The organism is Streptomyces sp. NPDC058045 (assembly GCF_042885635.1).
Classification (GTDB): domain Bacteria; phylum Actinomycetota; class Actinomycetes; order Streptomycetales; family Streptomycetaceae; genus Streptomyces.
The window spans coordinates 19,252-41,826 of the sequence record NZ_JBHVRR010000016.1; the positions used below are offsets into that span (position 1 = coordinate 19,252).

The window sequence follows — 22,575 nt, forward strand, 5'->3', positions numbered from 1 at the left end:
AGTTCGGCGCAGCTCGGATGTGAACCGCCGTGCGGAAGCGGGCGGTTGAGGCGGGCGACCGCCTCAACTCCCGCTGCCCGCCGCCCCGTCCCGGTACTTCGCCAACTGCCCCCAGTGCAGGTCGAGATGGCACCGCGGATCGGCGCCGAATCCGGTGGTGCCGTCCACCGCGGCGGCCCGTAGCCGCAGCCGCCTGGTGTCCCCCATCGGCTCGGGATCCTGCGCCTACGCGGTCCACCTGGCCAGTTCGGCACGGCCCGCGGGCAGCACCTCGTACTCCTTGCGGCGCCCGCGGGTCACCTCGCCCTCGGCAGCAGGGCGGTCAGGATCGCGTACGGCAGGGACATGCGGGCATCCCGGGAGCACCGCCTCATGGGCGGGCGGCGAGTTCGGCGCCCTCTCGGACGGCGCCGCCGATGAGCCGCACCACGGTCCGCGCGGCAGTGCACACCCCCGGCCTCCGGCCTACCCTCGTGATCATGAGCGCTGCACCGGAGCGGTACACCGTGACTCTCAAACCGCGCCTCGCGGACGAGGAGGGCCACCCCGACCACGGCTCCGGCCTCCGCAGCGCCACGGTCCACGCCACCGGCGGGTACGGCGCCTCGGGCGCACCGCGCTACACCGGCGAAGGCATCGCCGCCGACATCGACCCCACCACCGGCACGGTCCAGGCCATCACCGTCGACGGCCGCGAACTCCCTTACGGCTGGGTCGCCGAGACCACCCCGGACAGCGAGGACTGACCAGCACCGCGCCACTCTGTTCGTGTCCCGCCTCCTGTCCTGTTCCTGCCCTGCGCCTCGCAGTGGGCGTCCGCGTATCAAGTCGGGCCACCGTAGAGTGTGTCGAGTTGTACTGCGCAACTACGTGTGTGGGGGCGGGGGTGCCGGGGGGCCGGGCACAGTTGCGATCTACGAGGGCTGTTGCCGTTGTGGTCGCGCTCACCGTTCCCGGACCGGTGGACCGTCAAGCACGGCCGTCGTCGGGCAGGCCCCACTCCGGCACGCATACTTTCGGGCACGACAGAGGGAGGCGGCCATGCCGGACGAGAACGTCGAAGCCGGGAACCGGCGGGAGGCCGCCGTCGAGACGATCCAGCGGGAGATGACGGTCTTCGCACGCCGCGCCCGCGCCTCCGCGGGCCGGTTGCATCCCGAACTCTCCCTGGTCTCCTACACCCTGCTCGGACACCTCGAAGAACAGGACGCCTGCCGCGCCACCGATCTCGCCGCCCACTACGCGCTGGACAAGTCGACCGTCAGCCGACAGGTGACCGCCCTCGAACGCGCCGGCCTCATCGCCCGCCGCACCGCCCCCGACGATCACCGAGTACAGGTCCTCCACCTCACGGAAGCCGGCACCGCCATCCTCGCCAAGGTCACCGAACGCCGCCGCGACGTGTTCCACCACCGCCTCCACGACTGGCCAGAAGCCGACCTGCTCCGCTTCGCGGAGTACGTACAGCGGTACAACCGGGCCGCGGAGGGCGAGTGAGAGCAGCGCTCTCGACGGTGAGCGGTGTTCTAAGCGGTGAGTTCTAAGCGGTGAGTGGTGAGCGGTGAGTGGTGAGCGGTGAGTGGTGAGTGGTGAGCGGTGAGTGGTGAGCGGTGCTCGCGGTCGTGACCGGTGGTCTTGGCGGTGAGCGGTGCTCTGGCTGGTGACTGGTGCTCGCGGTGGTGAGCAGTGCTCTCGTTGAGGAGCGGCGCTCTCGTGCGTGAGCAACGCTCTCTCCCGGGAGCGGCGTTCACTTCCGAGAGCAGCATTCGCGAGGGAGAGCGGGTGCTCACGAGCGAGAGCGGCGCTCGCCAAGCAGAGCACCGCTCACGCGCGAGAGCGGTGCTCACGTACCAGAACACCGCTCACACGGGAGTGCAGTCCTCACGCACGAGAGCACCGCTCACCTCCAAGAGCAGCGCTCTCGAAACCGGCACACGGAGGCTCTCTCACCCCACCCCCTCTCCCCCCGGCACAATTACCGCGCCCACCCCGATTCCGGTACCCGTACGCCCGTGAAGTCGATGGTGCGGCGGAGGGTGAAGCCGAGGGTTTCGTAGAGGCGGAGGGCGCTCGTGTTCTCGGCGCTGGCGTGCAGGAACGGGGTTTCGCCGCGTTGTCTGACGCCTGCGGCGACCGCTCGTACCAGGCGGCCGCCGAGGCCCTGGCCGCGGTAGCCGTCCAGGGTGCAGACCGCGCTGATCTCCGTCCAGCCGGTGGGGTGGATGCGTTCGCCGGCCATCGCCACCAGGTGGCCCTCGCGGCGGATTCCGAGGTAGGTGCCGGCTTCCACGGTGCGGCGGAGGAAGGGGCCGGGGCGGGTGCGTTCCACCAGTTCCAGCATCTCGGGGACGTCGGCGGGGCCGAGGTGGACGGCTTCCGGGTCGTGGTCGAGGTCGGTCTCGGTGTCGACCAGTTGGACTCCGGGGACGTGGAAGGTGAGTTCCCAGCCGGCGGGCGGGGTGGCGGCGAGGCCGACGAAGGCGACTTCGGTGCCGGGGCCGGCGAGTTCGGCGAGGTCGTGCCAGTCCTCGGGGCCGGCGTCGGCGGGCAGTGCGGTCCAGTCCGAGACATCGGGCTGATAGCGGAGGACGCGGCCGCGGCGTTCGGCGAGTGCGGCCTGCGGGCCGGTGAGGGCCGAGTGGACCGGGTCGTCCAGTGGGTGCACGGTGTCGCGCACCGCTTCGCCGGTCAGGTCCGTCGCCCCGTAGGTGCCGCTGATCGTTCCGGTGCCCGGGGCGGCGTACGTCTCGGCCATGCGTTCCTCGCTCTCCTCGCCTTCGGCCTCCTTCGCGGTGGGCCTCGGCTTGCTGTCGGCCTCGGTTCGGGCTGCGGGAGGCGCCGGTCCGGTGGGCTGCCGCAGGGGGTGCGCCCCGAGACGCGCCCCGCAGACACACCTATGGCGTCTCCTCAGCGTGCAAGCGAGAGCGGGCGCCGTGTATTCCCGACCGTCCCGAACGTCCTTGGGCTCCCGCCCGCCGCTCCCCGGGAACGTTCCTCGTCGTCCCCCACCGCAGGGTCTCATCCGGTCGGCCCATGTCGTCCTGCGCGGTATTCTCATGCGATTTTACCGTGGCTGAATGACCGTCAGATCCGTCAGATCCGTCAGATCAGCCAGATCCCTCAGCTCTGTCAGTTCTCGCCGAGTCCGGGCAGGTGCCGGTGCCGGTGCCGGTGCCGGTAAGTGCTGCCTGGTCGCCGCGGTGGCCGGTGTGCTGCTGTTCGGGGTGGTGCCCGCTGCCCCGGCCCTGGTGCCCGGCAGGCCCGAGCCCGATCCCGACCCCCCGCAGACCGCCTCCGAGCTGGGTGACTCGGGGACTCAGGTGCGGTTGCGCGCCGGGGCGCCGAGCCTGCCGAGCAAGGTGTCGGGCCTGTCCTGGGTGGTGGCCGACGCGGGCAGCGGCGATGTGCTCGCCGCCCATGCGGCCCACCGCAAGCTGCCTCCCGCGTCCACCCTCAAGACCCTCTTCGCGGTGACCGCGATGCCGCACATCCCGGACGGTGGCGTCCACACCGTGACCGAGTCCGAGCTCGCCGGTGTCGCCCCGGGCAGCAGCCGCGTCGGCATCGTCGCCGGGAACACCTACCGGGTGCCGGACCTGTGGCGGGGGGTGTTCCTCAGTTCCGGCAACGACGCGGTGCACGTACTGGCCGGGATGAACGGGGGGTGGGAGAGCACCGCCGAGCAGATGCAGGCGAAGGCGGACGCGCTCGGGGCGCGGGACACCACGGTGGTGTCGCCGGACGGGTACGACGAGCCGGGGCAGGTGTCCTCGGCGTTCGACCTGGCGGTGTTCGCGCGGGCGGGGCTGCGGATCCCGGAGTTCGCCGAGTACTGCTCGACCGGGACGGCGGACTTTCCCGGGAACGGTGGGCGGACCTTCGAGATCCAGAACACCAATCGGCTGCTGAGCGGGGCCGACGGGGTGCGGCGCTATCCGGGGCTGGTCGGGGTGAAGAACGGCTACACCTCTCATGCCGGGAACACGCTGATCGCCGCCGCCCGCAAGGACGGGCGGACGGTGCTGGTGTCGGTGATGAATCCGCAGTCCGGCGAGTCCAACGCGGTCTATGAGGAGGCGCGGCGGCTGCTGGACTGGGGTGGGGAGGCGGCGGGCCAGGTGGTGCCGGTGGGTTCGCTGGAGTCGTCGCGGTCGGCGGCCCCGGCGGCGGCCGGACCGGATCGCGGCGTGCAGTCCTCCCAGGCCGCCGGGGCCGGGGAGTCCGGTGGGTTCCCCAGCGGACGGCTGCTGGCCGCCGCCTGTCTGGCCGCCGCGGCGGCCGTCGTCTGGCTCAGGGCACGCTTCCGGAGGCGCCGGGAGAGCTGAGGACCTTGTCAACTCCCCCTAGGGGGACGGGAGTTGTGATGCGCATGGGGGCGGCGGTGAGGCACGGCCGGTACGGGGGCCGAGCCGCCGCGTCCGTGCGCCCGTCCGCGGTGCCATCGAGCCTCACCCGCACCGGCGCCCGTCTCCGTGCCCACCGGCCCCCTCGACTCGACCCGTCACCCCCAACTCGCTGCTCCGATCGCGTGTTTGGTGCGGCGGGTCGGGGTGGCGGTGGTGTGGGGCGGGGCGGGGTGTGACAAGGAAGAATCATGATGTCCGATAATCACACAAATACGGATCAAAGGAATTCCCGCCGCTGGTTCCTCACCGGTGCCCTCGGTGCCGGCGCGGCCGCCGTGGCCGGTACCGCCCTGGTCCTCGCCGATTCCTCCGACGGCGGCGGCACCACCGCCGCCACCCGCCCCGCCCCCTCCGGCCCCCCGCAGGCCGCGAGCCCCGCAGCCGGTGCGCCCCGTGCCGCCGGCCGGCCCGCCGCCCACGCACCGCAGGGCTACCGGCTGCGGCCCATCGCCGGTGACTCCTCGATGGGCGTACCCGCGGCCCACCCGCAGGTGCGCACCCACGCCGCGTACACCCTGCCCGGCAACGCCCGTGCGGTGGCGCTCACCTTCGACGACGGGCCGGAGCCGACCTGGACGCCGAGGGTGCTGGCGCTGCTGCGGAAGTACCAGGTGCAGGCCACGTTCTTCCTGATCGGGGAGAATGTGAAGGCGTTCCCGCATCTGCTGCACGACATCGCCGACGGCGGGCATGTGATCGCCAACCACAGTTACACGCACCCGCAGTTGACCAAGCTGTCGCGCAGCGCGGTGCGCAGCCAGCTCGGGCGTACCAGCGATCTCATCGGGAAGATCACCGGTGCGTCGCCGCGCTGGTGCCGGGCGCCGTACGGGGACTGGAACGCGCCCTCGCTGAAGATCTGCGCCGAGTTGGGGATGGAGCCGCTGAACTGGTCCATCGACACCATGGACTGGGCCGAACCGGGGGTGCGGAAGATCGAGAAGGCGGTGGCCGACGGTATCGAGCCCGGCGCCGTCATCCTCCAGCACGACGGGGGCGGCAACCGCTCGCAGACCGTGCAGGCCGTCTCGGCGTATCTGCCCAGACTCCTCGACCAGGGCTACGCGTTCGTCCGCCCGCACCTGTGACACCGGCCGTACGGTGCGGACCGCTGCCCGGCGTCCGGGCGGCGGTCCGGGCCGGTCAGGAGGTGGTGGGGCGGGTGGCGACCACCAGGGCGCAGCGGGGGGTGCCGTCGGGGCGCCGGCCGGTCCCGGTCAGCGGGCGCAGGGCCAACTCGAAGCCGGTGGCGGCCAGTTCGGAGAGGACCGGGCCGGTGGGGAAGGTGCGGTAGTACATCACGAACGGCGGGCGCCACACCGCGTTCCGCAGCCGCATCGCCGTGTCGAAGCCGAGCATCGCCCAGTAGGCGCGGGAGGTGGGCGGGGCGGGCGCCGGTTGCGGGAAGGCGAAGCGGCCGCCGGGGCGCAGCGCCCGGTACACCTCGGCGAAGAGGCGGGGGCGCTGCCGGGGCAGGAAGTGCCCGAACGCGCCGAAGCTCACCGCCAGATCGAAGGCCCCGTCGAACGGCAGGGCCAGCGCGTCGGCCCGCACCCAGTGCTCCGGTACGGGGCGGGGGCGGTCGGCGCGTGCGGTGCGGGCCCGGGTGAGCATTCCGGTACTGAAGTCGGCCCCGGTGACGGAGAGTTGGCACACCGCGCTGAGGACGTCGGCGCCCGCGCCGGTGCCGCAGCACACATCGAGGCCGCGTTCGAAGGGCCCGAGGAGGGCGAGTTCGGCGGCGACCGCGTCCAGCAGGGGGGCCGGGGTGCGGAAGGGGGTGCGGTCGAAGGCGGGCGCCAGCAGGTCGTAGCCGTGCTCCACCGAGGACAGGGCCTGTACGGCCAGCTCACGCAGGGTGGGACCGCCGGGTGCGAACATGCGGGCCAGCCTACGTGCCGCCGCCTGGGTGCCGCGTCCGGTCAGTCGGGGAGGATCAGTTCGCAGGACTCGCCGGGGGCCACCGACACCGTACGGTCCGGGAGTTGGACGTCGATGGGTGAGCGGTCGGAGTCGGGGACGGCCAGGTGGAGCAGGCCGGGACGGACGCGGAGCCGGACTCCCCAGTGGCCCTGGTAGCGGATGTTGAAGGCGTACTCGGCGAGTTCGGGCATCGGTACCGGGTCCAGGCAGAGGGCGCCGCCGCTGCTGGCGAGGCCGGTGAGGCCGCGCTGCACCAGGTCCAGGGTGCCCGCCATGGCGCCCAGGTGGATGCCCTCGCCGGTGGTGCCGCCCTGGAGGTCGGCGATGTCGCCCTCCAGGGCCTCCTGGCAGAACCGCCAGGCGTCGGCCCGCCGCACCCGGGCCAGCACCCAGCCGTGTACCAGGCCGCTGAGGGTGGAGCCGTGGCTGGTGCGGCGCAGGTAGTAGTCGACGGTGCGGTGCCACAGCGTGTCGTCCAGGCGGTAGCCCAACTGCTGGAAAAGCGCGGCGAGTTCGGCGGGCGGGAAGAGGTAGCCGAGCATCAGCACATCGGCCTGCTTGGACGCCTGGTAGCGGTTGACGGTGTCGCCCTCCGCCTCCAGGATCCGGTCCAGGCGGCGGATGTTGCCGTACTCCTTCTCGTAGCCGGACCAGTCGAGTTCCGCGAGGTCGCCGTAGCCGTCGAACTGGCTGATGACGCCCGCGTGGAAGGGGACGTACAGCTTGCGGGAGACGTCCTGCCAGAGGTCGAGTTCTCCGTCGCCGTTGAGGCCGGTGCGCTCGGCGAGTTCGCGGCGGCGCGGTTCCGGGAGGGCCGCCAGGAGTTCCAGGGTGCGGGACAGTACCCAGGCGGCGGTGACATTGGTGTAGGCGTTGTCGTCGAGTCCGGCCTCGGGGGCGTCCGGGTAGGCGTCGTGGTACTCGTCGGGGCCGACCACGCCGCGGATGCGGTAGCGGCCGAGGTCCGCGTCCCAGACCGCCGAATCCGCCCAGAAGCGGGCGATGTTGAGCAGCATCTCGGCGCCTCTGGTGTGCAGGAACTCCGCGTCCCCGCTGGCCTCGCAGTACTGCCACACGTTGTAGGCGACGGCCGAGCCGACGTGGTGCTGGAGCCGGGAGTTGTCCGGGAGCCAGCGTCCGGAGCGCGGGTTGAGGTGCAGCCGCTGGGTCTCCTCCCGGCCGTCGCTGCCGCTCTGCCACGGGTACATGGCGCCGGCCCGGCCCGCGTCCCGGGCGTCGTTGCAGGCCCGCTCCAGCCGGCGGTAGCGGTAGTCGAGCAGACCGCGGGACACCTCGGGGAAGTGCAGGTTGAGGTAGGGCAGGACGAACAGCTCGTCCCAGAAGATGTGCCCCCGGTACGCCTCCCCGTGCAGCCCGCGGGCCGGTACGCCCGCGTCGAGTCCGGCGGTGTGCGGGGAGAGGGTCTGGAGGACGTGGAAGAGGTGGAGCCGCAGGATGCGGCCCGCCGGGCCCGGCACGCTCAGTTCGGCGCGGCGCCACAACTGCCGCCAGGCGGTGTGCTGGGTGCCGAGGAGGGTGTCCGCGCCGGGGGCGCGCAGCACCCGGTCCACCGCGGCGGCCAGCGGGTCGCTGACCGCGGTGTCGGCGGAGGTGTGCAGCGCCACCACCTTGTCCACGGTGACCGGCACCCCCTGCTCGGCGTCGAGCACCAGCCGCCGCACCGCGCGCTCGGGGCCGTGCCGGGTGGCGGAGCCGGATTCGGTGCCGGTGTGCACGGTGGTACGGGCGGCCACCCCGATCCGCACCTGCGAGGTGCTGGTGCGGCACTCCAGCCAGTCCGCGTCCACCGGCCCGCGGTGGGTGCCGGTGCGGGTGGCGGTGAGGTGCCGGCCGTCCAGCTCGCGGTAGCGGGGCACGCCCGCGTTGGTGACGGAGCCGTCCAGGGCGGACTCCACCTCGATCCGGCCGGAGAAGTTCTCCGGGGTCAACTCGGTGCGCAGCAGGGCGAGATGGGGGTCGGCCATATGTACGGCGCGCCACTGGCGGAGGGTGAGGCGGCGTCCTGCCCGGTCCTGGTAGCGGGCGTGCCGCTCCAGCAGTCCGCGGTCCAGGCGGAGCCGCAGGCGGTGTTCCAGCAGGGTGGTCGCGTCGGGGGTGAGCCAGGGCCCGCCCGGCTCCCCGCCGTCGTCCTCCGGCCCGGTCTCGTCCGGCCCGCCGACTTCCGGGGGGCTGTCCAGTGCGCGGAAGCGGAGCGGCAGCCAGTTGGGGACGTTGACCATGTCCTCGTTCTCCACCCGGTGTCCGGTCACGGTGGAGGTCAGGCGGTTGTAGCAGCCGGCGACATAGGTGCCGGGGTAGTGCACCCCGTCCGCGGTGCACTCGGGGAGCGCTCCACGGGTGGCGAAGTAGCCGTTGCCCAGGGTGCACAACGATTCGCGCAGTCTGACCTGCTTGACGTCATAGCCCTCGTACTCCCAGGTCCAGTCGGTGACCCGGTCGCTGACATGGTCGGTCATGCCGGATGCCGCCCTTCCCTCTCATCCCGCTCACCGCCGCTTCCCGCACCGGGCCCGGCTTCCGTGACGAGTTCCCCGAGGTCGAGTACGACGAGGTCGGCGCCGTGTGCCCGGAGGCGGTCGGCGGTGCCGGGGCCCGCGGTGCGGTCGACGCCGATCACCGGGTGGAAGCCGCCGCGGCGCCCGGCCTCGACCCCGGCCAGGGCGTCCTCGACGACCGCGGTGGCGGCCGGCGGGCTGTCCAGGCGGCGGGCGGCCTCCAGGAAGAGCGCCGGGTCGGGCTTGCCGGGCAGGCCGAGGCGGCGTGCCTCATCGCCGTCCACCAGCGCGTCGAACAGGTCCAACACCCGGGCCCGGTCGAGGAGTTCGCGGGCGTGCCGGGAGGCGGAGGCCGCGGCGAGCCGCACCCCGGCGGCGCGCAGGGCGTGCAGCAGCCGCACGGTGCCGGGGTAGGCGTCGATGCCGGCCGCCAGCCGGGCCGTGAAGACGCGGTCCTTCTCCTCGGACACGGCCCGTACCGTGTCCTGGTCCGGGTCGAGGCCGCGGGAGCGGAGGAAGTTCTCCGCGCCGTCAAGGCGGGAGCGGCCGTCGACGTACCGCAGATAGTCGTCGTGCGGGTCGAACGGGGCGCGCAGCGCCGGGTCGGGTGGCGGGTGGGCGGCGAGTCGGGCGTCGAAGGCGGTCTGCCAGGCGGCGGCGTGCACCCGGGCCGAGTCGGTGATCACACCGTCGGTGTCCAGGACCACCGCGGGCACCCCGGCGAGGGGCAGCCGCGGGGTGGCGGCGGGCTGGCTGGGCGTGGGGGTCACCAGGGTGGTCCTCCGGTCGGCGGGACTGCGGGCGGGTCAGCCGTGGTGCGGGATGACGGCGACCGGGCAGGCGGCGCGGTGCAGCATGGCGTGCGGCACCCTGCCCAGCGGTGTGCCGGGACGGCCGTGCCGGTGCCGGGCGCCCAGCACCATCAGGTCGGCGTCGGCGGCGAAGGGCACCAGCACCTTGTGCGCGGGGCCCTCCACGACGGTGGGGACGACGTCCACCCGGGGGTGGGCTTCGGCCGGTTCGCTGAGGGCGGCGTCGAGTGCGGCGGCGGCCGAGGCGGCGTCGGTCCGCTCCCGCTCGCCCGCCCGGCCGGGGCGGACCGGGGACTCCCGGGCGGGCGAGCGCCAGGCCCGTACCGCGTGGAGTTCGGCCCGCCGCAGTTCCGCCTCCAGGAACGCGAACCGTACGGCGTCCGCGGCGCACACCGGGTCGCCCACGGCCAGCAGCACCCGGTGGTGGTGGCCGTCGCGTCCGGCCTCGGCGCCGCGGACCACCACCACCGGGCAGGGGGCGCGGGCCGCCACCGCGAGGCTGACCGAGCCCAGCAGCAGCCCGGCCATGGCGCCACGGCCACGGCGGCCGGTGACCAGGGCGACGGCGTTGCGGGCCTCCCGCAGCAGGGCCAGGGTGGTGTCCTCGGAGACCAGTTCGGTGGCGACGTCCACGTCCGGGTCGGTGTCCTCGGCGCGGTGTGCGGCGCAGGTCAGGATGGACTCGCCGAGCCGGGGCCCGTGTCCGCGGCTCCGGCCGAGGCTGCGGGAGAGCGCGCCGCCCTCGTACCGCTCCCACAGGCTGGCGTGCACCAGGCGGAGCGGCACCCGCCGGCGGGCCGCCTCCTGGGCCGCCCAGTCGACCGCCTGGAGACTGGACTCCGATCCGTCGACCCCCACGACCAGCGGAAGCTCCATCACGGGTCACCGCCTCTCCGCGGGGTTGCGGTCTGCCTCCCATCGTTGCACCGGAGGTGGGGCGGCGCAGGGGCGGGCGATGGGGACCTTCGGCCCACGCGGTCCGCGGGGCGGGTGCGCGATGCTCGAAGGTACGGGGGTGGCACGCCGGTGAGCGGAGAGGCGGAGCGGCCATGACCACCATGACGACGAAGAGCACGATGCTGGGGTTCCTCACCGCGGGCCAGCGGGACCAACTGCTGCGCGCGGCACGGGATGTGTCGTACCCCGCGGGGCGGCGGATGTTCGAGGAGGGGCGGCACGCGGACCGGTTCTGGGTGGTGCGCAGCGGGACGGTGGTGCTGGACCTGCGGGTGCCGGGTCGCCGCTCCCCCGCCGTGGACACCCTCGGGCCGGGCGATCTGGTGGGCTGGTCCTGGCTGTACACCCCGCATGTGTGGCACCTCGGCGGGCAGACCGCCTCGGCGGTGCGGGCCTGGCAGTTCGACGCGGCCTCGGTACGGCGGATGTGCGCGCAGGACCCGGAGCTGGGGCGCTCGGTGGAGCACTGCGTGGGCGTCGCCCTGGCCCGCAGGCTCCGCGCCTCCCGCACCCGCCTCCTCAGCCTGTACGGGCCGTACAGCACGGCCGACGAGGATTTCTGACCCGCGGCCTTCTGACCTGCGGCTGAGGCGAACTCGGGCCGGACGGGCTGACCCCGGCGTACGGGCTTCAGCGGGTGTGGTGGCTCCAGCGGGGGCCGACCTCGCGCCACTCGCGGTCCCAGCGCTGGTCCCGCCGTACGTCCAGGCGCCAGCGCACCGCACGCCCCACCCCGTACACCACGGCGCCCGACATACCCGCCGCGGCGCTGCCGAGGAGGGCGGCCTGGAGGGCGGCCTCGGTGCCGTCGAGCGGGGGTGCGCTGGGTTTGCCGTGGGCGTCGGTCCAGATCGGTACCCGGTCGCCGGTGTGGTGGCCCGAGGGGACCATGGCCTGCCCGGTGTGCCGGACGCCGCCCGGCCCGGACCAGGCGACATCGGCGCGTACCTGGCTGCCGTTGGTGCCGGTCACCGCGAGGGAGCGCGGCGCGTTCTCCTGGAGGACGGCGGCCACCTCGTGCCGCTGGGCCTGCTGCTGGTGCAACTGGCCGGTCGTGGCGAGCGCCGTCACCGTCCCCGCGAAAATCCCGCCCACCAGGACGACGACCCACACCACCAGGACGACCCAGGCCTCGATGACGTCCTCGGGGCGCCGCAGAGGGTTGCTCCGCCAGCGCCAGTGTCGCTGCTTCCCGCTCTCGCGCCTGCGCATCGGACCGCACCTCCTCGTCCTACCCCCCAGGCTGTCACTCGGGGACCGGTACCGGCAGTGCTCCGGGCGGCGGGTTCGACGGGGTGCGGTCAGGCGCGGATCCCGGCCGCGGTGAGCGGGCGGGGCAGTCTCGGCAGCACCTCGAAGGAACCCGCGAGCCCCGTGCACCGGAGCAGCCGCCGCACCCCGCGGCCCGGTACCACCAGCCTGAGCCGGCCGCCGCCGTGCCGGATCCGGTTGCGCACCCGGCACAGCACGGACAGGCCGCTGCAGTCGATGAAGGTGACCGCGGTCAGGTCGAGCACCAGGTCGGTGTCCGGGTAGGCGGTGAGCACGTCCAGGTGCCGCCGGGCCGGTGCCGCGGCGGCGACGTCGAACTCGCCGTACAGCTCCACCACGGTCGTGGAACCGGAGTGCCGTTCGCGCAGACCGCTCAGGTGGGGTTGCCGGTTCTCGTGCATACCTCCAGGACACCGCGCGCACCCGGCACCGCGACAGGGCCGGTTGGTCCCCACTTCCCGGTGGGCGGCGCCGCGGTTCCCGGTCCCGGCGCGGGGTACCCGTGGCGGCCCCGGACGGATCGGCACCGGGGGACGGCTCGGACGGGAGCGGACGATGGCGGAGACCGTGAAGCCCGGTGGGCCCGCCCCGATCCGGGTCTTCCTGCTGGACGACCACGAGGTGGTGCGCCGCGGGGTGCACGATCTGCTGGACGACGACCCGGGGATCACCGTGGTCGGCGAGGCCGCCACCGCCCGCGAGGCCCTGGCGCGGGTACCGGCGCTGCGGCCGCGGGTCGCGGTGCTCGACGTACGGCTGCCGGACGGGGACGGGGTGAGCGTCTGCCGTGAACTGCGGTCCCGGATGCCGGAGTTGGCGTGTCTGATGCTGACCTCCTTCGACGACGAGGAGGCGCTGCTCGACTCGGTGCTGGCCGGTGCCTCCGGCTATGTGCTCAAGCAGATCCGCGGTTCCGACCTGGTGTCCGCGGTGCGTACGGTGGCGGCCGGCCGCTCGCTGCTGAACGAGGCGGCGGCCCGCCGGATGACGGAGCGGCTGCGCGACCGGCCCCGGGAGGCGGAGGACGACCGGCTGCCGGCGCTCACCGGCCGCGAGCGGGAGATCCTCGCCCTGATCGGCGAGGGCCTCACCAACCGGCAGATCGGCGCCCGGCTGTTCCTGGCGGAGAAGACGGTGAAGAACCACATCTCGCGGCTGCTGGCCAAGCTGGGGGTGGAGCGCCGGGTGCAGGCCGCGGTCCTCGCCACCCGCCTCCGCGACGGCTCCCCCGGCTGACCCGACGGCACCGGCGCACAGGTGCGGTCCGCGGCACGCGGTTACGGTGAGGGGACCGGGGGGTGGAGCGCCCGGCGGTACAGGGTGCACCCGCGGGTGGAGGAGGGGGGTGGACACACGGCGGCCGGGAGGCGGGAGTGGTGGTGGAGCGGTCCTCGGACAGCAGCCGGGTCAGCCTGCCGCAGTTCCGCCTGGACGAACTGCTCGGCGAGGTGCAGGCCCGCATCGACGCGGCCCGCGGCACCCGGGACCGGGTGCACCATCTGCTGGAGGCGGTCCTGGCGGTGGGCCGGCAGTTGGATCTGGCGCAGGTGCTGCGGAGCATCGTGGAGTCGGCCGCCGACCTGGTGGACGCCCGGTACGCGGCACTCGGCGTGATCGGACCCGACGGCCGCAGGCTCGCGGAGTTCCTCACCGTCGGCGTCAGCGAGGAGCAGATCGCCGCCATCGGCCACGACCCGGAGGGCCACGGCATCCTCGGCGAACTCATCCACCACCCCGTCCCCCTCCGCCTCGACCGCATCGCCGACCACCCCCGCTCCTACGGCTTCCCGCCGCACCACCCGCCGATGGAGACCTTCCTCGGGGTGCCGATCCGGGTGCGGGACGAGGTGTTCGGCAATCTCTACCTCTCCGAGAAGCACGGCGGGGCCGCCTTCGACGACGAGGACGAGGCGGTCCTCGCCACCCTGGCCGTCGCCGCCGGGGTCGCCATCGACAACGCCCGCCTCTACGAGGAGTCCACCCGGCGCGAGCGGTGGCTGCGGGCCAGCGGCGAGATCACCCACGATCTGCTCTCCGGCGGGCGGCGCCGCGAGGTCCTCGGCCTGATCGCGGAGCGGGCCCGGGAGATCGCCGGCGCCGCGCTCGCCGTGGTCTCGGTACCGGTCCCGGGCACCGACACCCTCACCGTGGAGCTGGCCATCGGTACCGGCGCCGAGGCGCACCGGGGCCTGGTGCTGCCGGTGGAGGGGTCCTTCACCGGGGCCGCGTTCGCCGCCGGCACGCCCGTGACCAGTGCCGGGATCGCCGAGGACGAGCGGGTGTCGGTGGGCCCGCCGCGGTTCGGCGGTCTGGGTCCGGCGGTGGCGGTGCCCATCGGGACGCGGGACGGGGCGCGGGGCGTGGTGCTGCTGGCGCGGGAGGCGGGCGGCAATCCGTTCACCGAGACGGAGACCCGGCTGCTGCTGACGTTCGCCGGGCAGGCCGCGGTGGCGATGGAGCTGGACGAGCGGCGCAGCGACGCCGAGCAGATCGCGGTACTGGAGGACCGGGACCGGATCGCTCGGGATCTGCACGATCTGGCGATCCAGCGGCTGTTCGCCACCGGGATGACCCTGCAGAGCGCGGGGCGCCTCATCGACAGCCCGCAGGCCTCGGCGCGGGTGATGCGGGCGGTGGACGACCTGGACGAGACCATCAAGATCATCCGGTCGACCATCTTCGGGCTGCGGCTGCACGACGTGGAGGAGCGGCAGGGGCTGCGAGCGCGGGTGGTGCGGGTGGTGGACGAGGCAGCCGTGGTGCTGGGTTTCCCGCCGGGGGTGCGGATGACGGGACTGCTCGACACCCAGGTGCCGGCCGCGGTGGGCGACGCGGTGGTCGCGGTGGTGTCGGAGGCCCTCAGCAATATCGCGCGGCACGCGCACGCCGCGCGCTGCGAGGTGGTGCTGGAGACGGACGGCCGGCAGGTGCGGCTGACGGTGACCGACGACGGGGTGGGGCTGCCGGAAGGCGGCCGCCGCAGCGGTCTGCGCAATCTCGCGGAACGGGCGGAACGCCTGGGCGGCACCCTGGAGACCGGCACCCCGCCCGGCGGCGGCACCACCCTGACCTGGCAGGTCCCCCTCCCCGGACTTGCCTGAACACACCCCGCCAACTCACCCGCGATACAACGGACTTACGAGCACAGCCACCCCCAACTCGCCCTCTCCCCAACTCCCATGCGGCGCACCGCACTTGCCTGCCACCCCCGCCCAACTCTCCCCCGGCTCCCCGGACATGCCCCCGCCCCGGCCCATACCTCCGGGCCAGGGCAGTGCGAGGACGTCTCAGGCCACGTCCGCTTCCGGTACCGCGCCCTCGGCGGTGACCGGCACCGGCTGCGGGGCGGGGGTACGGGCGGTGTCGTCGCTCTCGTAGCCGAGGTGGTCGGTCACGTCCACCACTCCGTCGACGGTGGTGCAGAGGCGTACCGCGACGCGGGCCAGGCTGCGGCGGGAGACGGTGCCGCTGAGGGTGACGCGGCCGTCGCGGACGTCGACGGTGAGCGCGGACGGGGAGAGGCCCAGGGTGCGGGTGAGGACCTCCTCCAGGATCTCCTCCTGGATGGCGCGGTCACGGCGGAGGAAGAGCCGCAGCAGGTCGCTGCGGCTGACCACGCCGACGATACGGCCGTCCTCGTCCACGACGGGCAGCCGCTTGATGTGGTGCCGGCCCAGGGTGTCCGTGGCCCGCACCACCGACCAGTGGGGCCGGGCCACCACCGCGGGCGAGGTCATCAGGCCCCCGGCGGAGTCGGCGCCGTTCCTGCGGTGCAGCAGGTCCGCCTCGGACACCACGCCGAGGGGGCGGTTCTCGTCGTCCACCACGGGGACCGCGGTGATGCCGTACTCGTCCAGCAGCCGCGCGATCTCCTTGAAGGTGGTCTGCGGGCGGACGCTGACCGCCACCGGCGTCATCAGGTCGGCGACGCTCTGATGCCTCATCGTGTCTTTCCTCTCCCGGCCTCTCCGGCTCCGCCGGACGCGGCGGACACGGCCGTGCCTCCCCTCCACTGTGCGCCACCGGCGGACGGAACCGGGTGCCGGGACGACTCAGCGGGTGGCGGGGCCGCCGTCACGGGGCCGGTGCGGGGTGTCCGGGATACGGATACCGCGGCCGGTGATCCGCTCCGGGGCGAGTACCGTCCAGGCGCCGGGACCGGCGCCCGCCCACGGCCCGCGGCCGGTGTCGGCGTCCAGGCGCCGCACGGTCGCCGGGTCGGTGAGGCGGCGGGCGCGGCCGACGGCGAGCACGCTCCAGCCCTGGCTGAGGGCCTCGTCCAGATGGTCGGCCTCCAGGGCGATCTCGGTGCCGATCACCTCGTCGGGCACCGCGTCCGGCGCGGCGCGGAACGCGATCTCCTCGCCGAGGACGGCGTAGGCCACCGGTTCGACGGCCGGTCCCGTGGGGCCGGTGACGGCGATCCGGCCGACGCCGTGGGCGGCGAGGAGCGCCCGGCACTCCTCGGGTGAGAGTTCCACCAGCCGGGCGCGGGACGCCGGCCGCCCGGGGAGCGGCGGCGGGTCCTCGGTGCCGGTGAGGGCGGCGACGCTGGTCTCCAGGGCTTCGGCGAGCCGGACCAGGAAGCCCGTCCCGGGGCGGGCGGGCTGCTCCTCCAGGTACTGGAGGTAGCCGGGCGCGGAGCCGGCCCGTACCGCGACGTCCTCGCGGGACAGGCCCAGTTCGGTGCGGCGGGCGGCGACCCGGCGGCCGATCTCGCCCGGGGTGTGTCCGGGACCGGGCGGCGGGGGTCGGTGCGGCATGGGGACCAGTCCTCCTGGCGGTGCGCGGCGGATGCGGCGGCATCCCTTCCCGGTCCCCGGTGCGGGGAATCGGGAGGTGTGCCGGGACCGCCAGGAGGGGTGACCGGTCCTGGGCTCAGCGTGTGGTGCCGGGCCTGCGGCGGTGCATGGCGTAGGCGACGGCGCCGCCGGCGACGAGCAGCGCGGTGAGGGCGCCTCCGACGGCGAGCGGGGTGCCCGCGGTGTCGTCGCTGCGGGTGGTGAGGGCGAGGTTCCGGCCGTCGTAGAGGTCGGCGTTCACCTGCTTCTCGCTCGCCGCCGGCACCTGGGCCGGGAGGCCGCTCCGGGACTTCACCGAGCCGTCCCGGTCCAGCAGCAGCCGGTCCTGGTGGGGATGGCGGAAGTCGAAGAGGCCGTCGACGGTCCCGGCGTCCGCGTCGAAGGAGTGGTCACCGATCCGTCCGGTGCCCCAGTTGTCCTCGATGAAGCGGAGCACGGAGGACTGCTGGGTGGGCGTGTGGTCGACGGCGTTGACCTTGCTGTACGGGGAGACCAGCATCAGCGGCAGCCGGGGGCCGGGGCCGCAGCGGTCCAGGTAGCCGCCACGTGCGGGCGGACCGGCCTGGCAGGCGGGGCTGTCGGTCTCCAGTCCGTGCGAGTCCTTGGTGGTGTCGGTGGAGCCGTTGAGCACCTCGGGCGCGACATGGTCGTACCAGCCGTCGGAGTCGTCGTAGGCGAGGAAGACCGCGGTGTCCTTCCACTGCGGGGACTGCTGGATCTTGTTGAGGGTGTCGGTGACGAAGTGCTGCTCGTCCAGCGGGTCGGAGTAGCCGGCGTGGCCGTCCTGGTAGGCGGCGGCCTTGAGGTAGCTGACGGCGGGCAGGTTCGCGGTCTTCAGCGCGGCGTCGAAGTCCACCAGGTCGTACTGGTGGTTGGCCTGGCCGTCGCGGCCGATCTCATGGACGTTGCGCGGCGGCAGATGGTGCGGATTCGAGGTGGACTTGTAGTACTGGAACGGCTGGTGGTGGGGGATGTAGTCCTGCACCTGGGCGCCGCCCAGATTGGTGTGGGTCACCGAGGCGCACTTCGCGTAGTGGCCGTCCTCACCGTCCCAGGGGGTGCCGGGGCGGAAGCCGCCCTGGAACCAACCCCAGGTGACGTTCTGCCGGTTGAGCAGGTCGCCGATGTTCTTCCCGCGCATCGCGCCGAGCGCGTTGTTCGCCGTGTGGTCCTTGCCGGAGCAGTCGTCGTAGGCGGGCTGCGGGTCGTTGATCATGGTGCCGACGCCGTTCCCGTCCGGCGAGGCCACCGTGTACGGGTCGGGCTTGTCGGTCTGCTTCGGGTTCTCGGTACCGGACTTGGGGTCCATGGAGACGATGCCGTGGGTCTGCCCGGCGACCAGGTTGATGGCACCCGGGGTGGACGGCCCGTACACGTCGCCGAAGGAGCGGTCGTTCAGCGCGAAGTGCTGGGCGTAGTTCCACATGCCGGTGACGGTGTTGCCGTCGTAGTAGTCCATGACGAGTCCGGGCTCGCCGAAGAGGTTGCCGGAGCACTTGCCGGAGTCGGTGTGCTCGACGAACTTGTCCGCCTTGCCGCCGTTGTACGCGTACTGCTCGGGGGTGTAGCTGTGCTTCTGGTCGCAGGTCATGGCCTGCTCGGGGGTGAGGCGCTTGGGTGGGTACTGGTTCGGGTTGTCGTGCAGCAGACCGGCGTTGGCGAGGGTGTCGACGTCCTTGGGGGTGCGCGGGGAGGCGTGGAAGGGGGTGCCGTCGGTGTTCGCGGCCTCGGGGTAGGTGGCGAAGTAGTGGTCGAAGGAGATGTTCTCGCCGAAGATGACGACCACGTGTTTGACGGGCGTGGTGGGTTTGCCGGGGGCTGCGGAGCCCGCTCCCCAGGCGGGCGCGGCGCCGGCCAGGGTGAGTGCGGCGGCGCCGGCCAGGGCGCCCCAGCGGGCGGCGCGGCGGCGGTGCGGTCCGGTGCGTCTGGCGTTGCCTGCCATGATCCCTCGGCTTCCTGCGAGTGCGGCTCGGTCTTCGGGCTGCTTCGGTGGTGCAGGGCCGGGCGGCTGCGCCCGGCGTGAGGTGGGGCCCGTCCACCATGGCACGGGTGGGGCGGAAGGGTCAGGAGTCGGTCACCAAGGTTTGGTGTGTTCTTGACATTTGACGGGCTGTCATGCCGCGGTGACCGGGCGCTGTTCTGCTGTTCCCCGTTGCACGGACGCGGGCCGGTCCCGGTTCACGCCAGGAGGCGGCGCCCGTACCAGTCCCGGCGGTCGCGGACGCCGGGCAGGGCGTAGAAGTAGCCGCCGCCGAAGGGCACCAGGTAGTCGGTGAGCGGCTCGCCCTCCAGCCTTCGCTGCACGGTCTTGAACTGCCGTGCCAGGTCCTGCTGGTAGCAGCAGAAGAGCAGCCCCATATCGAGGTTGCCGTTGTCGAGAGTGCCCCGGTCGTAGTTGTAGGAGCGGCGCAGGATGCGGTGGGCGTCGCTGCCCGGGGTGCGCGGATTGGCCAGCCGGATATGGCTGTCGAGGGGGATGATCTCGCCCTTGGGGTCGTGGGCGTATTGCGGCTCGTCCTCCTCGCGGTCGCCGTCCAGGGGGGCGCCGCTGTCCCGGGTGCGGCCGAACATGCGCTCCTGCTCGGTGAGGGACACCCGGTCCCAGAACTCGACCAGCATCCGGATCAGCCGCACCGCCTGGTAGCTGCCGCCGTCCGCCCAGGCCGGTTCGCCGCTGCCCGCCCACACCAGGCGGTCCATGGCCCGCGGGTCGGCCGGGTCCGGGTTGGCGGTGCCGTCCTTGAAGCCCATGTGGTTGCGGGGCGCGCCGGTGGGCCGGGGCGGGGCGGAGAAGCCGTCCTGGCGCCAGCGGATCTGGAGTCCGCCGCGGGTGTGCCGGGCCACGTCGCGCAGCGCGTGCAACACGGTGTCCTGGTCGTCGGCGCAGAACTGCACGCTCAAGTCGCCCCCGCACCAGGCGGGTTGGAGGTCGTCGTCGGGGAAGGGCGCCATGTCGGTGAGGCGGCGCGGGCGGCGGGCGGCCAGGCCGAAGCGGTCGTCGAAGAGGGCGGCGCCGACTCCGACGGTCACCGTGAGGTCACCGCCGGGGAGGCCCGCGCCGAGGGTGCCGGAGTCGGTGGGCGGCGCGGTGATGCCCGCACTTGGCGGCAGCCCGCCGCCGGTGAGGAAACGTGCCCGCTCGGTGAGGGTCCTCAGCACCTCGGCGAGTCCGGCGCGCCCCTCGGCGGTGACGTCGAAGGAGACGAACGCGGTGGCACGGCGCGGGGCGGTGAGGATGCCGTACTGGTGCGGGCCGTGGAAGGGCGGGTGGACCGGGGACGGGTAGGAGGGCACCGGCGGGTCGGCGCGGGCGTCGCCGGTGGCGGTGCCGAGGGCGACGGCGCCCACGGTGCCGGCAGCCGCGCCCCGCAGGAACCCGCGCCGGGTGTGCGGCCCCTCACCGCCCGGACCGGCGGGGCGGGTGGGCGTGTCCCGGTGCCCGTCGGCTTGCCGGCTCATGCGGTCGGTCCTCCGTGCGTCGCTCATGCGGTCCTCCGTACGTCGCAGAGGGCGGCCACCTCGGCGAGGCGCTCCACGGTGTCGCCGGTGGCGGCGTTCAGGCGGCGCCGGTCCGAGGTGCCCAGGCGGTCCAGCGGGGTCCAACTCCCGTGCCGGTGCTGGGAGTCGAGGCGGTCGCCGAACCGGTCGAGCGAGGCGTCCAGGTCCTTCAGACGCGGGTAGCGGCCGGTGAGCAGGGGCCGCAGCAGGCGCAGTACGGCCCGGGTGCCGTCCAGATTGGCGCGGGCGGTGGCCAGGTTGCTGCCGCTGCCGAAGTCCGTGCGGCCGCTGAGTTCAGACTCCAGGGTGTTCTCCAGGATCTCGTGGGCCCGCAGCCCCAGATCGAGCGGGTCCATCCTGACCTGCGACCAGGTGGTGCGCAGGGTGCGCACCTCGCGGACGAGGCGGTCGGCCACCGGGCGCAGCCTGTGCGCCGACTCCCCGTGCCACAGGCCCTGTTCGAGCCGGTGGAAGCCGGTGAAGCCGGGGTCGTGTACGCCTTTCGGGAGCCCGGCGTCGGTGCCGTTGATCGCCTGGTCGGCGTCCCCGAAGGCCCCGTAGGCGGCGCCCAGGCGCTCGTATCGGAGGTGGGCGGTCAGCCAGGCGGTGCGGGCGGCCGGGAGGTCGCCGCGGCGGATCGCGGTACGCAAGGTGCCGGTGGCGCGCGCCAGTCGGGACATCTGCCGGCCGACCCACCGCTGGTAGGCGATGGTGGGCGGGATCAGATCGTGCTGGTCCAGCGGTACGGCGGCGGGGCCGCCCGGGGTACCGGCGCCGGTGACGCGCAGGGCGGGGCCGTTGACGGCCTCGGCGTCGTCGGGCAGGCAGCGCAGCCGGTAGGTGCCGTTGCCGAGGGCGACGTGGAGCGGTCGGGTGGTGCCGGGGGCGAGGCCGTCCAGCTCACCGTGCACGGTCCCGGTCCGCACCTCGACGAGCTGCACCTCGGCCGAGCGCTCCATACCGCTGTGCACATCGAAGACCTGCCGCCCGGGGTGCGCGTCCCGTACCCCGCCGCCGCAGTCGCCGAGGGTGATCTCCACGGCGGTGTGCCGCAGCCCGTCCGCCCCGGTGGGGTCCGCGGGGGCGGAGTCCCGGTCGAAGGCCCCGGCTGCGGCGAGGCAGCCGAGCAGCAGGGCGCACGCCGCGAGCATCGCACCAGCGACCAGCACCGGCGGCCACCGCCGGGCACCCTCCGTTCCGGCCCGCCCCATGCGCCCACCCCTTCCTCCGACCGGCCTCGGTCAACGCCCGCGGCGGCCAACTCACCGGCGGGCAGCGGCACATGATAGGCCGGGCCGGGCGCCCGGGAGGAGACCGCGCACCGCACCGCCGCACCCACCCGGCGCCCGCCGCACTCCCCCGGCACCGTTCGCCGGGGCGGTGACCCGGGGGTACCGTGACCGTCGTTACTGATTGGTAGTTCCGGTTGGAGGACCGCGATGCCCAAGCTCGACCGCCAGGGTGACGTCTTCGTCCTGGATCTCGGCGACTCCGAGAACCGCTTCCACCCCGACTGGCTGGCGGCCGTCGGCGCCGCGCTGGACGAGGTCGCCACGGCGGACGGGCCGCGGGCGCTGGTGACCGCGGCCACCGGGAAGTTCTGGTCCAACGGCCTGGACCTGGAATGGCTGCTGGCCCACCCGGAGCGGTACACGTCCTATGTGGACTCGGTGCACGCGCTGCTGGCGCGGACGCTGTCGCTGCCGCTGGTGACGGTGGCCGCGCTCCAGGGGCACACCTTCGCGGCCGGGGCGATGCTCTCGCTCGCCCACGATGTGCGGGTGATGCGCGCGGACCGCGGCTTCTGGTGCCTGCCGGAGGCCGATATCGACATCCCGTTCACGCCCGGGATGTCCGCCCTGATCCAGGCCAGGCTGGCGCCGCGCACCGCCCATGAGGCGATGGTCACCGCCCGCCGCTACGGCGGCCACCAGGCGCTCGGGCTGAGCGGGCCGCGGGCCGGACCCGAAGACGGCGGGACCCGGGTGCGGTGCGCTGAGGCGCCCGCGCCCGGGTCCCGCCGCCGGATCGCTACCGGGTCGGTAGCGGATTCAGTACCGGGTCACTGGACCGCCGGGAGGAGACCGGTGACCGGGGCCACCTGGCCGGTGAGCGGGGCGAGTTCGGACACCCCGTGGTTGAGCCCGGCACTGGCGGTGGACAACTGCTCGGTCGGGCGCGGGAGTTCGTCCCGGTGTTCGGCCGATACGGAATTGGCGGACAGGTCGTCCACCGTGCCGAGGACGGAGGGCACCTGCACGCCCTGGTCGGCGGCGACCGCGGCGGGGACGGCGAGACCGGTGGCCCCGGTGGCGAGAGCGAGGGCGGCGAGAACACGTCGAGTGGAGATCATGCTGTGCTCAACGCGCCACCCACCGCTCGGACACGG

20 protein-coding genes and 2 pseudogenes are annotated in these 22,575 nt (G+C 73.7%); 8 read left to right on the plus strand and 14 right to left on the minus strand.

The window, feature by feature from the left end:
- Nucleotides 1-87: 87 nt before the first annotated feature.
- Nucleotides 88-294: pseudogene (locus ACFVST_RS12740) on the minus strand (PadR family transcriptional regulator); the annotation flags it as partial.
- A gap of 185 nt (nt 295-479) precedes the next feature.
- On the opposite strand from ACFVST_RS12740, the gene ACFVST_RS12745 reads away from it, so the two are divergent.
- The gene (locus ACFVST_RS12745) at nt 480-746 is read left to right on the plus strand and encodes a hypothetical protein (protein ID WP_390149724.1); all 267 of its coding nucleotides are present in this window, start codon (nt 480-482) and stop codon (nt 744-746) included.
- 295 nt (nt 747-1,041) lie between these two features.
- Nucleotides 1,042-1,497 carry a MarR family winged helix-turn-helix transcriptional regulator gene (locus ACFVST_RS12750; RefSeq protein ID WP_390149726.1) on the plus strand — a complete coding sequence of 152 codons (456 nt, stop codon included), beginning with the start codon at nt 1,042-1,044 and terminating at the stop codon, nt 1,495-1,497.
- 478 nt (nt 1,498-1,975) lie between these two features.
- Here the strand turns inward: ACFVST_RS12750 and ACFVST_RS12755 are convergent, their stop codons facing one another.
- Nucleotides 1,976-2,755, minus strand: coding sequence for a GNAT family N-acetyltransferase (locus tag ACFVST_RS12755; RefSeq protein ID WP_390149728.1), 780 nt, complete (start codon nt 2,753-2,755; stop codon nt 1,976-1,978).
- A 445-nt stretch (nt 2,756-3,200) separates the two neighbouring features.
- Between ACFVST_RS12755 and ACFVST_RS12760 the strand changes: the two genes are divergently transcribed.
- Together ACFVST_RS12760 and ACFVST_RS12765 are read left to right on the plus strand one after the other, a co-directional pair.
- Nucleotides 3,201-4,325: a D-alanyl-D-alanine carboxypeptidase family protein gene (locus ACFVST_RS12760; RefSeq protein ID WP_390149730.1), complete on the plus strand. Its 1,125-nt coding sequence runs from the start codon at nt 3,201-3,203 to the stop codon at nt 4,323-4,325.
- Between the two features lie 272 nt (nt 4,326-4,597).
- Nucleotides 4,598-5,494 (plus strand): polysaccharide deacetylase family protein, encoded by an 897-nt coding sequence (locus tag ACFVST_RS12765; RefSeq protein WP_390149732.1) that lies wholly within the window; start codon nt 4,598-4,600, stop codon nt 5,492-5,494.
- A gap of 55 nt (nt 5,495-5,549) precedes the next feature.
- Here the strand turns inward: ACFVST_RS12765 and ACFVST_RS12770 are convergent, their stop codons facing one another.
- The 4 genes from ACFVST_RS12770 to ACFVST_RS12785 are packed head-to-tail and all read right to left on the minus strand — an operon-like array spanning nt 5,550 to nt 10,533.
- Nucleotides 5,550-6,287, minus strand: a complete 738-nt coding sequence (locus ACFVST_RS12770; protein ID WP_390149734.1) for a class I SAM-dependent methyltransferase — start codon at nt 6,285-6,287, stop codon at nt 5,550-5,552.
- 41 nt (nt 6,288-6,328) lie between these two features.
- Nucleotides 6,329-8,806 carry a glycoside hydrolase family 65 protein gene (locus tag ACFVST_RS12775; protein WP_390149736.1) on the minus strand — a complete coding sequence of 826 codons (2,478 nt, stop codon included), beginning with the start codon at nt 8,804-8,806 and terminating at the stop codon, nt 6,329-6,331.
- Complete coding sequence (locus ACFVST_RS12780) at nt 8,803-9,615, minus strand: HAD family hydrolase (protein ID WP_390149737.1); 813 nt, start codon at nt 9,613-9,615, stop codon at nt 8,803-8,805. The genes ACFVST_RS12775 and ACFVST_RS12780 overlap by 4 nt, the downstream gene beginning before the upstream one ends.
- A 36-nt stretch (nt 9,616-9,651) precedes the next feature.
- Nucleotides 9,652-10,533, minus strand: a complete 882-nt coding sequence (locus ACFVST_RS12785; RefSeq protein ID WP_390149739.1) for a universal stress protein — start codon at nt 10,531-10,533, stop codon at nt 9,652-9,654.
- A gap of 173 nt (nt 10,534-10,706) precedes the next feature.
- Between ACFVST_RS12785 and ACFVST_RS12790 the strand changes: the two genes are divergently transcribed.
- Nucleotides 10,707-11,177 (plus strand): cyclic nucleotide-binding domain-containing protein, encoded by a 471-nt coding sequence (locus tag ACFVST_RS12790; protein ID WP_390149741.1) that lies wholly within the window; start codon nt 10,707-10,709, stop codon nt 11,175-11,177.
- A 67-nt stretch (nt 11,178-11,244) separates the two neighbouring features.
- Here ACFVST_RS12790 and ACFVST_RS12795 read toward each other — a convergent pair whose 3' ends face one another.
- Together ACFVST_RS12795 and ACFVST_RS12800 are read right to left on the minus strand one after the other, a co-directional pair.
- On the minus strand, nt 11,245-11,826 hold the full coding sequence (locus ACFVST_RS12795; RefSeq protein ID WP_390149743.1) for a hypothetical protein: 582 nt from the start codon (nt 11,824-11,826) through the stop codon (nt 11,245-11,247).
- Between the two features lie 89 nt (nt 11,827-11,915).
- Nucleotides 11,916-12,287, minus strand: a complete 372-nt coding sequence (locus tag ACFVST_RS12800) for an STAS domain-containing protein (protein WP_390149745.1) — start codon at nt 12,285-12,287, stop codon at nt 11,916-11,918.
- Nucleotides 12,288-12,441: 154 nt separating this feature from the next.
- Between ACFVST_RS12800 and ACFVST_RS12805 the strand changes: the two genes are divergently transcribed.
- Together ACFVST_RS12805 and ACFVST_RS12810 are read left to right on the plus strand one after the other, a co-directional pair.
- On the plus strand, nt 12,442-13,122 hold the full coding sequence (locus ACFVST_RS12805) for a response regulator (RefSeq protein ID WP_390149747.1): 681 nt from the start codon (nt 12,442-12,444) through the stop codon (nt 13,120-13,122).
- Nucleotides 13,123-13,259: 137 nt separating this feature from the next.
- Nucleotides 13,260-14,987 (plus strand): GAF domain-containing protein, encoded by a 1,728-nt coding sequence (locus ACFVST_RS12810; protein WP_390149749.1) that lies wholly within the window; start codon nt 13,260-13,262, stop codon nt 14,985-14,987.
- 186 nt (nt 14,988-15,173) lie between these two features.
- On the opposite strand, the gene ACFVST_RS12815 is transcribed toward ACFVST_RS12810, so the two are convergent.
- The 5 genes from ACFVST_RS12815 to ACFVST_RS12835 all read right to left on the minus strand — a co-directional run bounded on the left by ACFVST_RS12815 (nt 15,174) and on the right by ACFVST_RS12835 (nt 21,355).
- The gene (locus ACFVST_RS12815) at nt 15,174-15,830 is read right to left on the minus strand and encodes a CBS domain-containing protein (RefSeq protein ID WP_390149751.1); all 657 of its coding nucleotides are present in this window, start codon (nt 15,828-15,830) and stop codon (nt 15,174-15,176) included.
- A gap of 108 nt (nt 15,831-15,938) precedes the next feature.
- Nucleotides 15,939-16,649: a helix-turn-helix domain-containing protein gene (locus ACFVST_RS12820; RefSeq protein ID WP_390149753.1), complete on the minus strand. Its 711-nt coding sequence runs from the start codon at nt 16,647-16,649 to the stop codon at nt 15,939-15,941.
- A 115-nt stretch (nt 16,650-16,764) separates the two neighbouring features.
- The gene (locus ACFVST_RS12825) at nt 16,765-18,630 is read right to left on the minus strand and encodes a phospholipase C (RefSeq protein WP_390149755.1); all 1,866 of its coding nucleotides are present in this window, start codon (nt 18,628-18,630) and stop codon (nt 16,765-16,767) included.
- A 236-nt stretch (nt 18,631-18,866) separates the two neighbouring features.
- Nucleotides 18,867-20,174: an iron uptake transporter deferrochelatase/peroxidase subunit gene (gene efeB / locus ACFVST_RS12830; protein WP_390149757.1), complete on the minus strand. Its 1,308-nt coding sequence runs from the start codon at nt 20,172-20,174 to the stop codon at nt 18,867-18,869.
- Nucleotides 20,171-21,355 (minus strand): EfeM/EfeO family lipoprotein, encoded by a 1,185-nt coding sequence (locus tag ACFVST_RS12835; RefSeq protein WP_390149759.1) that lies wholly within the window; start codon nt 21,353-21,355, stop codon nt 20,171-20,173. Before ACFVST_RS12835 ends, efeB begins: the two co-directional genes overlap by 4 nt.
- Before the next feature lie 270 nt (nt 21,356-21,625).
- On the opposite strand from ACFVST_RS12835, the pseudogene ACFVST_RS12840 reads away from it, so the two are divergent.
- Nucleotides 21,626-22,123, plus strand: a pseudogene (locus ACFVST_RS12840) (enoyl-CoA hydratase-related protein); the annotation flags it as partial.
- 125 nt (nt 22,124-22,248) lie between these two features.
- Here ACFVST_RS12840 and ACFVST_RS12845 read toward each other — a convergent pair.
- Complete coding sequence (locus tag ACFVST_RS12845) at nt 22,249-22,539, minus strand: hypothetical protein (RefSeq protein WP_390149889.1); 291 nt, start codon at nt 22,537-22,539, stop codon at nt 22,249-22,251.
- Nucleotides 22,540-22,575 lie beyond the last annotated feature (36 nt).